11 protein-coding genes are annotated in these 10,064 nt (G+C 33.7%); 5 read left to right on the top strand and 6 right to left on the bottom strand.

Annotation, left to right across the window (positions count from 1 at the left end; translation table 11 throughout):
* Positions 1-141: 141 nt before the first annotated feature.
* The 6 genes from P6N22_RS09860 to plsY all read right to left on the bottom strand — a co-directional run bounded on the left by P6N22_RS09860 (position 142) and on the right by plsY (position 5,009).
* A complete protein-coding gene (locus tag P6N22_RS09860; RefSeq protein ID WP_280332528.1) occupies positions 142-1,608 on the bottom strand; it encodes a Ppx/GppA phosphatase family protein in 1,467 nt (488 codons plus the stop codon).
* Positions 1,609-1,614: 6 nt separating this feature from the next.
* Positions 1,615-1,866 carry a YfhL family 4Fe-4S dicluster ferredoxin gene (locus tag P6N22_RS09855; RefSeq protein ID WP_280332526.1) on the bottom strand — a complete coding sequence of 84 codons (252 nt, stop codon included), beginning with the start codon at positions 1,864-1,866 and terminating at the stop codon, positions 1,615-1,617.
* Between the two features lie 82 nt (positions 1,867-1,948).
* On the bottom strand, positions 1,949-3,244 hold the full coding sequence (locus tag P6N22_RS09850) for a HAMP domain-containing sensor histidine kinase (protein WP_280332524.1): 1,296 nt from the start codon (positions 3,242-3,244) through the stop codon (positions 1,949-1,951).
* A gap of 43 nt (positions 3,245-3,287) precedes the next feature.
* A complete protein-coding gene (hsrA, locus tag P6N22_RS09845; protein ID WP_280332522.1) occupies positions 3,288-3,962 on the bottom strand; it encodes a homeostatic response regulator transcription factor HsrA in 675 nt (224 codons plus the stop codon).
* A 102-nt stretch (positions 3,963-4,064) separates the two neighbouring features.
* Entirely contained in the window at positions 4,065-4,394 is a 330-nt protein-coding gene (locus P6N22_RS09840; RefSeq protein WP_280332520.1) for a dihydroneopterin aldolase, read from the bottom strand.
* A complete protein-coding gene (gene plsY / locus P6N22_RS09835) occupies positions 4,395-5,009 on the bottom strand; it encodes a glycerol-3-phosphate 1-O-acyltransferase PlsY (protein ID WP_280332519.1) in 615 nt (204 codons plus the stop codon).
* 95 nt (positions 5,010-5,104) lie between these two features.
* On the opposite strand from plsY, the gene nadA reads away from it, so the two are divergent.
* From nadA to P6N22_RS09810, 5 genes are read left to right on the top strand one after another with little or no spacing between them, the layout of a single operon-like run.
* Positions 5,105-6,103: a quinolinate synthase NadA gene (gene nadA / locus P6N22_RS09830; RefSeq protein ID WP_280332517.1), complete on the top strand. Its 999-nt coding sequence runs from the start codon at positions 5,105-5,107 to the stop codon at positions 6,101-6,103.
* On the top strand, positions 6,100-6,915 hold the full coding sequence (gene nadC, locus P6N22_RS09825) for a carboxylating nicotinate-nucleotide diphosphorylase (protein WP_280332515.1): 816 nt from the start codon (positions 6,100-6,102) through the stop codon (positions 6,913-6,915). Before nadA ends, nadC begins: the two co-directional genes overlap by 4 nt.
* 28 nt (positions 6,916-6,943) lie before the next feature.
* Complete coding sequence (flhB, locus tag P6N22_RS09820) at positions 6,944-7,996, top strand: flagellar biosynthesis protein FlhB (protein ID WP_280332514.1); 1,053 nt, start codon at positions 6,944-6,946, stop codon at positions 7,994-7,996.
* A gap of 33 nt (positions 7,997-8,029) precedes the next feature.
* A complete protein-coding gene (locus tag P6N22_RS09815; RefSeq protein ID WP_280332512.1) occupies positions 8,030-8,695 on the top strand; it encodes a hypothetical protein in 666 nt (221 codons plus the stop codon).
* Positions 8,692-10,056: a M23 family metallopeptidase gene (locus tag P6N22_RS09810; RefSeq protein ID WP_280332510.1), complete on the top strand. Its 1,365-nt coding sequence runs from the start codon at positions 8,692-8,694 to the stop codon at positions 10,054-10,056. The genes P6N22_RS09815 and P6N22_RS09810 overlap by 4 nt, the downstream gene beginning before the upstream one ends.
* The last annotated feature ends 8 nt before the right edge of the window (positions 10,057-10,064 follow it).

Genomic DNA, 10,064 nt, shown 5'->3' with positions numbered 1-10,064 from the left:
TAATATTTCACGTGCAGGATATGGGGCGGGTATAGAGTGGTTTAGTCCAGTTGGACCAATTCAGCTAATGTTTGCAAACGCAATTAGCCCGAAAGAAAAAGATAAAACACAAAAATTTGAGTTTACAATGGGACAAAGATTTTAAGCGTTAAAAACGACTTGAAAATCTTTGAAACATTGTACTTTTGCTACACCGTCTTTAGCTAAGTAAAGATTACTTTGTGAAGATACTTTTAATATTCCATTTTTAAAACTTAACTCAAAATCTATGTTTCTTGGTCTGTGACTGAGTAGTATAATACTTAGTGAAAGAAGAAAGCTTAATGGATTAAGTATTTGTTCTTCAGGAAGAAGCATTTGATACTTTTCAATATGTGATCTTGCCGGCAATTTGTTTTTTGCAAACTTCATTAGTGTTGCTATAAGTGTGATATCTTGATGTGTAAAGCCATATTCAAGAGCTGTTTGAGCAATATAATAACTATGTTTATTTTGTGAATAAAAATGGATATTGCTTCCACTAGGGTATAGTTTTGCAGCAATAGAGAGTTTTTCTCTATATGAATAATCTAAGTTAAAAAATTCATATGTCAGGTCAAAGATCTGTTTTGTTAATTTTGTTAAATTATTTGAAAACTGTTTATCACTTAGATGGGCATCTAAAATATATTTCACTGAGGTATTGTAATTTGCAGGAAATTGATGTTTAGAACTTCTTAGAAGATCTGCTAAAAACACACCTTCTCTTACACCTACACCACTTGTTATACAGTTTTCTATAGCAAACTTTTCAATAACAATTTCTAAAATGAGTGCACCTGGTTTGATGACATCAAATCTGTTTTCTTTGATATACAAGTTGGATAACTCTTTTTCATCAGCTTCCAAAATACGTTTAATGTATGTTTTAAACGTATTTTGAGTATATTCAAAGGCATGTAACTTATTTAGTGGATAGCATTGTGACTTTTGAATGGCAGACGAAATTGCCCTGAATGTTCCTCCTATACCGATAAGGGTAGTAAGGTCTTTCATAGGGATTTTATCTAATTCTTTTCTTATATACTCTTTTGCACCATCTAAATCATCTGTATCGAAAAAGAGCTCTTTTAAACGCACAGTTCCAAGATCTAAAGATAGTGTATATGAAACATTATTAGCATCAATGAAAGCAATTTCTGTAGAACCTCCACCAATATCTATACTCATTGCATTATGCTGTTTTGGAAGAAGGTTGGCACATGCAATTGCACCGTAATAAGCTTCTTTTTCACCAGAAATAATTTTTATATTTAATTTGAGCTTTTCTCGAACTTTTTGTACAAAATCTTTTTTGTTGGGAGCATCACGAAGTGCAGATGTAGCAACACATAACACTTTTTTTGCTTTAAATGATTCGGAAATTTTTAAAAAATTTTCAAGAGCATCAAAAGTTCTTTGCATAGGTATTTCTTGTAAAATACCGTCATGTTTGTAGGCATGTTCTGAAATTCTAACTTTTGATTTTTCTTCGTGAAGTAAATGGAATGCAAAGCGGGAAGTTTTCTCATAGATAACCATTCTAACCGAGTTAGAACCGATATCTATTATAGAAACGCGTTTCGCCAAAGGAGACTACTCTTCTAGGTCTAAGTTTTTGTATTTGAATTGTAATTCCGCAATAGTTTCAACATTGTCTTTGTCTGGAACAATACAATCAACAGGGCAAACAGAGATACATGCTGGTTCATCATAAACACCGACACACTCTGTACATCTATCCGGATCAATGAAGTATATAGGATCACCTTCTTCAATAGCGATCGTCGGACATTCTTCACGACATGCATCACATGCTATACATTCATCATTAATTAATAAAGCCATCTTTTTAAACCTTATATGTTATTAGTTTATTTTATGTGTCCGATTTATAACAAAATAAACCTTTATTAAATTTGAAAGAGATCTATTTTCTAGGAATTATACAAGATAATTGAGAGTTCAGTTGCAAAGAAGCTATTGTTCCATCAACACCATCTTCTCTATTTTTTAGACTTATTTTTGCTCCAAGTGCATCAGCTGCACTTTTTGCAAGGAAAAGTCCTAAACCGACACCACTTTTATTCCCTTGTCTTTTAAAAGGTGCATAGAGATCCACACTTTCATCGATTCCACACCCTTCATCTATAACTTCAATTAAAAGTCCAAAATCGTCTTGAACACTTCTAAGGATTACTTTTTTATCAGGGGGAGTGAATTTTAAGGCATTTTGTAAAAAGTTTTGAACTATCTGATTTAATAATCCAACCTGTATAGTAGCCATGAAAACATTCGGTGTAAAGCTTATTTCAAGTGTTTTACCTTCATTTTCTGCAAGCAGCTTAAAGTCATTTGCTTTTTGTTGTAGAAGGTCTATGATATCAACCTGTTGCGGTTTGTCCAGTTGTGCACCTTCTTGACGCCCGATATTTAAAATATTGGAAACAATAATATTCATCTCATCAACTGTTTTATTGGTCGTTTTAATTGCTTCAATATACTCTTCTGGAGGACGTTTTTTAATAAGGGTAACCTGATTTTTGAGTTTAATTACGGCAAGGGGTGTTTTTAACTCATGGGCAGTTCCTATAAAAAGCTCTTTTTGATATTTCACAAAGGTTTGAATCCTAGCTATGAGGTGGTTGATAGTTCCGGCAAGTGGTGCAAACTCCTGTGGAATTTCATCCATCTGAATAGGTTTCATTAGATGCTCATTCATGTTTGAAAGATCTTGAGAGAGTTTTCTAATAGGAGCAGCAAGCATTTTAGAAAGTGCTACGGCGTATAAAATAACTAGTAAAAATCCCGCAATATTGATGATAAAAATATAATTTAAAATCTTTTTCAAAAGACGTTTTGTCGGTGTGATGTCTTTGATAAGTTTTAAATATACATTGTTTTGTATGTCAAAGGGGTATATGAGAGTTAAAAAAGTTTGCTGCTCAATGGTTTTTTCATAAACATCTATTTGCTCTAGCGGTGTTGTCAAAGAGATTACTTCAACACTTAAGGATAAAAAGTTATCTGGAAGTTCTCCAAGATCATAAATAGATTTATAGTTAGAGATATTTTGTGCATAGTGAATTAATTCATCTCTTTTTTCATCATAAATAGATTTTTCAATATAGAAATAGAGCAGTGATGAAAAGATTAAAATGAGTGAAGCAGAGGAGATTAAAAGTTGAACTAAAAAGTTCTTTCTTATGCTCTGTTGGCGTGCCATTTATTTATAATCTCCCAAGATTTTTAGGAGATTATAACATTTTTTAGTTTACTTCTTTTGGAAAGCAGAAACGGTAACCACGACGACGAACAGTTTCAATAGTCGTGATGTTTAAAGGTTTATCCATTTTTTGACGGATTTGATTAATTGCTACCTCAATTACATTTGGAGTAACAAGTTCTGGTTCTTCCCAGATAGCATCAAGCAGTTGTTCTTTAGAAACAATTTGATCACGGTGACGTGCTAAGTGAGTAAGAACTTCAAAAGGTTTTCCTTTTAGTTCAATCTCTGTTTCTTTATAAGTGATTTTTTCCTCTTCAGGATTGATTGTTAGATCTTCTATTTCGATAATGTTGCTACCGCCAAAACGAAGTCTTGCTTCTAAACGTGCAATTAAAACCTCAAAATCAAAAGGTTTTCTAATATAATCGTCAGCACCTGCGCGTAACGCTTCAATTTCACTTTCATTGTCATCTCTTGCAGATAAAACAACTACAACAGTTTTTGGAGTATTTGCTTTGATATCACCGATGATATCTACAGAGTTGCCGTCTGGAAGCATCCAGTCCATTAAAACTAAATCGTAGTTACGGATGTCTAGGTAGTATTCACCGTCTTTTAAAGTTTCTACAACATCACTTTGGTAACCAAACTCTTTTAGTCCCTCGGCAAGCATCTTATTTAATGTTACTTCATCTTCAATAATAAGAATACGCATTAATTATTTCCTATTCAGTTAATATATGTGCGGAATGATAGCATAAATTTAGGTAACTTTAAAGTTTTTTTCAATTTTTTTTAATAAAAAGTGAAGTTTTATTTAAGATTTGAAAGAATGGAAATCCTCTACACTAACCTTGCAGTCGGGTAAAATAGAGGGTTTTGTGATTTTAAGTTGTAAGGTGTTGATTTGTGAAAAATTTTCTTTTAACTTTTGCGAAATTGTTGCGATAGCATCCTCTAAAAGTAGAAATTTTTCTTCAATCATCAGTTTTTTGATGATTTGAGCAACCTCTGCATAGTTGATAAAGTTGTCTGAGAAATCATATTCTATCTCTACATTGATGATTACATCCTGCGGAGTTGTTCTTTCAAAATCTAAGATTCCAATAATACATTGAAATCTTAAATCCTCAACATAGATCTTCAATTAGATTACTCTTTTTTCTTCACCTTTGATCAGGCGAACAATATTTGGAATATGTTTATAAAAAAGGATAAACACGATCATAATAACAGGAGCATGAGCAATATCCGGATGAATAAAAAAGCTAGCAACAAGCATAGCAAGTACTCCTGTAAGTGAAGACACCGAAGAGATTCGAACTGTTTTTGCCATAATAAACCAAACAGCTAAAGCAATGAGAGTTTCATACGGAAGCATAAACATCATTACACCCATTCCCGTTGCAATTCCTTTACCGCCTTCAAGTCCGAGATAAGGTGAAAAACAGTGTCCGATAACAGCAAGCACAGCAATAGCCCACATAGTGTTTTCACTTACACCCGCAAAATAGCCTACTGCTAAAACAGCAATACCTTTAAGAGCATCAAGAGCAAGCGTTGCCGCACCCAGTTTTTTTGCTAAAGAGGGATTTGTCTCTTTTACGACACGTAAAACATTTGTAGCACCGATACTTTTACTGCCGGCAGACTTGATATCTACGCCTGCAAAAACTTTTGCTAAAAGCAGACCAAAAGGGATACCCCCAATCAGATATGCCGCTATATAAAATTGCACATTGATATTAAATAAAAAATCCATATATAACCTTAAATTTTTTTCGTGATCGTATTCTACACTTACTATGCTAAATATATTTTGATATAATTGCATCACTAATAATTTGAGGAATTTTTTTGAAATTAAGTAACGAAGAATTAAAACAAGAGATTCAAAGATTAAAAGATAAGTTGAGTGTTACGGTAGTAGCACACTTTTATCAACGTGATGAAGTTTTTGAAATAGCTGACATTACTGGGGATTCACTTGAACTTGCCATGAGAACACAAGCCGATGATGCTGAATTTGTACTTTTTTGCGGTGTTGGTTTTATGGGACAAAGTGTAAAAGTTTTAAGTCCTCAGAAACGTGTAGTAATGCCTAAAATTGCATGTTGTGCAATGGCTAGAATGATTGACTCACTATATTATGATGAATCTGTAAAATTTTTAAATGATCACGGAATTGCAAGCGAAAATATTTTACCTATTACATATATCAATTCAAATGCAGATGTAAAAGCAAAAGTCGGTGAAATGGGCGGTATGGTATGTACAAGCTCAAACGCAAAGAAAATTATTACAACCGCTTTAAAAGAGGGTAAAAAGATTTTATTTGTACCTGATCGTTGTTTAGGTCAAAACATAGCAAACCAAATGGGTCTTAAATCTATGGTAATCGGTCAAGGCGGTGATCCTAAAGAAGCGGATATTATCTGTTATGACGGTTTTTGTTCTGTACACCAGCTCTTTACTGTTGAAGATATTGAATTCTATAGAAAAAAATATCCGGGAATCAAAATTGCGACACACCCTGAGTGTGATCCTGCTATTTGTGAAGCAAGTGATTTTGTAGGTTCAACTTCACAGCTTATTAAATACATTACAGAACTTCCAGAAGATCAAAAAGTGGCAGTAGGAACTGAGTTTAACATGGTAAACCGTTTACGTCCTAAAAATACGTATATCTTAAGTTCTACAAAACCTGAGTGTCCTACGATGAATGAAACAACTTTAGAGGATGTGTATCTAACACTTAAATCGATTGAAGAGGGTGAGCCTATGAATGAGATTCAAGTCGATGAATCAACACAAAAATGGGCAAAAATTGCATTAGAGAGAATGTTGGCATTATGATTAAAGAGTTTGTAAAAGCAGCACTGGCTGAAGATGTTGGACGTGGAGATTTATATGCATTAGTAGAGCCTAGTGTCCCTACAAAAGCGGATATCATTGCTAAATGTGACGGTATATTTGCAGGTGCAAAATATATCGACGTATTGGCAAAAGAAGAAAACCTTGATGTTATCTGGGGTAAAAAAGATGGTGAGAGTTTTGTAAAAGGAGATGTGATTGCAATCGTCAAAGGTGCATCACACGATGTTTTAAAAACTGAGCGTACACTTTTAGATCTAGCCTTACATGCAAGCTCTATTGCTACTCTTACAAACAAATATGCAAAAATTATTGCTCCTTATGGTGTAAGACTTTTAGATACGAGAAAAACAAGACCGATGCTTAGAGTGTTCGAGAAATATGCGACACGTTGCGGCGGGGCTACAAACCATAGAATGGGACTTGATGACTCTTTAATGATCAAAGATACTCATTTAAAAACTATTGATAATCTAGCAGAATATATTCAAAAAGCACGTCAAGTTATTCCTTTTACTGCTAAAATTGAGGTAGAGGCTGAAACTTTTGCTATTGCGAAAATGGCTTTTGAGGCAAATGCAGATATCGTTATGTGTGATAATATGACCCCTGAACAGGTAGAGGAAGTTGTTGCTTACCGTAATGAAAACTATCCGCATATCTTGCTTGAAGCGAGCGGTAATATCTCTTTAGAGACAATTGAATCGTATGCAAAAACAGGTGTAGATGCGATTAGTTCAGGCTCACTTATCCATCAAGCAAACTGGATAGATTTGTCTATGAAAATTTCATAAACTTTAATTAGGGTTTTAGGGAAAGTAGATGGCTGACGATCAGGAAAAGACCGAAGAACCCACCCCCAAGAAGATAGAGGATGCCAGAAAAGAGGGCAATGTTCCGAAATCTCAAGATGCTTCAGGTGTAGTAACGCTATTTGTAGCCATTTTAGCTACACTGATGCTCTTTCCTTTTATAACTAAGCATATGCTTTTATTATTCAAATATTACTTTTCACTTATTGGCACGCCTGTTGATAAACTGTTTGTTATGGATATAGTTGTGGTCTCTATTAAAGAGATTTTACTTATGATTATGCCTCTGGCTCTTGCAGTTGCACTAGCAGGTATTGTTGCTGCATTTGCACAATTTGGATTTTTATTTACGACAAAAGCAATAGTTCCCGATATTAAAAAAGTTGATCCCATCAAAGGGATGAAAAATCTTTTTTCTTTGAAAAAAATGATTGAAGGAACTAAGATAACGCTAAAGTCTTTTACCACTTTGGGTGTAGGGTTTGTTTTTTTCTTTTACTTTATTCTAGAACTACCAACTGTAGCTCTTTTTGGACTCGGTGAACAGCTGGCATGGTTGAAAGACAAGACTATTATCATCTCTTTAGTAATGTTGTTGATTATCTTTGTATTTGCGATTATTGATGTTGTAATTGTGAGAAAACAATATTTTGACGGACTAAAAATGTCTAAACAAGAGATTAAAGACGAGATGAAAAACATGGAAGGAGATCCTCTTGTCAAGTCTAAAATCAGACAGATTCAGATGGAAACGGCACGTCGCAGAATGATGGCTGAAGTACCACATGCAGATGTTGTTATCACCAATCCGACACACTATGCAGTTGCAATCAAATATGAACAAGAAAAACATCATGCTCCAATCGTTATAGCAAAAGGGGTAGACAATATTGCACAGCAAATCAAAAAGATTGCACGTGAAAATGACGTGCATATTGTACAAAATCCGCCGCTTGCCCGCTCTTTATACAGTGATGTAAATATTGACCAGCCGATTCCTGAAACATTGTTCGCCGCTGTTGCAGAAGTTCTTGCGTATGTTTATAAAGTCAATAGAAAATAGTATATAATTTCACGTAAAAAAAGTAGCAGAGAATTGGTAGATTTAAATCAAATAACTCAAAGTAAACACATTGTTTTGATTACTGATAATGAAACTTTTTCATTGGCAAACGTACTTTATTCGTATATATTGACGTTGCATAAGAAAGTTTCTTTAATTTCTAATGAAAATATTGCAAAAAAGTTTGCTTTTTTACCATGGTTTGATAAAGTACGTTCACAAGTGCCAGGCTCTAGCGATCTTGAAATAAAAGTTGATTTGCAAACGTTAAAACTTTTTCAAGAAATACAATTGTCAGAGGTTAAGATTAACCAGAAAATGGCAACCGCTTTTTATAGCTCATTTTTAATTGAAGATGAGTTGCACAGTATATTGTGTAATAATGAAAAACTCACTGTTCTGGGTGAACTGATTTTACTCGGAGCTGATGTCACAGAGTGTTACAAAGCTTTGAGAATGTCTAAAAGCTTAGCGCTGTTTAGACTAAAAGCAGTAATGTTCGCAAATTTTGGTTTACAAGATGAAGCGACGGTCGCAGAAGTATATGTTGATGATACAAGCTTAAAACAAAGCGGTGCGAGTATAGAAGATGCTATTGTAATAGCCAAAGAGCTTTTGGAGATAGCACATGTAAATAAAGTTGTTTTGGTCAAACAAGATGAGAATAAAATTTTAAAAGAGATAAAGGAAGAAAATTGAGAAGAAAAAATAATTCGTCGTTTTTAACACTATTTTTAATGTTGATGCTTGTAGGTGGAAGTTTATATGTTTATTTTTCATCTACTTTTGAAAGAGTAGCACCACAAGTAACACTTAATACGAATGGTTTTTGGAATTTAAAAGAGCCGTTACACTTGAAAATAAGCGATGATAGTGGTATTAAGTCTTATAAAATATACATGAAAAGTTCAAAAGGTTTACAACAACTGCAATATGAACAGCTTCTCTCTCCTATGAATTCTATTGATTTAGAAGTTGAACCGCCAAAAGGGATGTATGCATTAAAAGACAAGCAGATCCAAATAATCGTTGAAGCAAGTGACACAAGTAAATGGAATATGTTAAACGGAAATACGGCAATACAAGAATATTCTCTAACAATCGATAAAAAGCGTCCAAGCGTAAGTATTATTAATAATTCATATAAAATTTCTAGAGGTGGTTCCGCACTTGTAATCTTTAGCGTAAATGATGAAAATTTAGAGGAGTTTTATGTTTTAGGAAATAACGGAAAAAAATTTAAAGCGCAGCCTTTTTATAAAGAGGGATATTACATCGCTCTTCTTGCTTGGCCTGTAATAGATGAAAACTTCAAAGCTACGGTTATTGCAAAAGATAGTGCAGGGAACGTAACAAAAACATATGTACCGTTATATTTAAAAGATAAAATTTATAAACTTTCAAAAATCAACCTTTCAGATAAGTTTTTAAAAGGAAAAATTTATGATTTGTCTGAAGAATTTGAAGAGACACAAGGTGTTGACGGCTCATTAGAACAATTTAAAATTATTAACGAAGATGTTCGTGCAAAAAATGAAAAACTGATTCATGAAATTACGTCAAAAGTTTCAGATGAGATGATCAGTGATTTTAAAATGAAAAAAATGTATCCTCTTCAAAATGGAGAAGTTGTAGCGCATTTTGGAGATCATAGAAAATATTATTATGACAACCAGTTTGTAAGTGAAGCGTATCATTTAGGACTTGACCTTGCAAGTTATGCAATGGCACCGATAAAGACACAAAACGGTGGGGATGTAGTATTCACTGACTATAACGGACTTTATGGAAATATGCCGATTATTGCTCACGGATTGGGACTTTACACATTATATGGACACTGTTCTAGCATTGATGCAAGTCTCGGAGAACATCTACCGAAAAACACGAAAATAGCAAATACGGGTAAAAGCGGTTATGCAATGGGTGATCACTTACATTTTGGTGTTTTAGTTCAGGGAATTGAAGTTCGCCCGCAAGAATGGATGGATGATCAGTGGATTAAACTCAATATTAGTGATATAATTAAAGAAGCTAAAAAAATAATAGATAAAAGATAAGAGGCATT

This window comes from Sulfurimonas sp. C5, assembly GCF_029872055.1.
In the GTDB taxonomy this organism is placed as follows: domain Bacteria; phylum Campylobacterota; class Campylobacteria; order Campylobacterales; family Sulfurimonadaceae; genus Sulfurimonas.
This window is presented reverse-complemented; position numbering and strand designations above follow the sequence as displayed.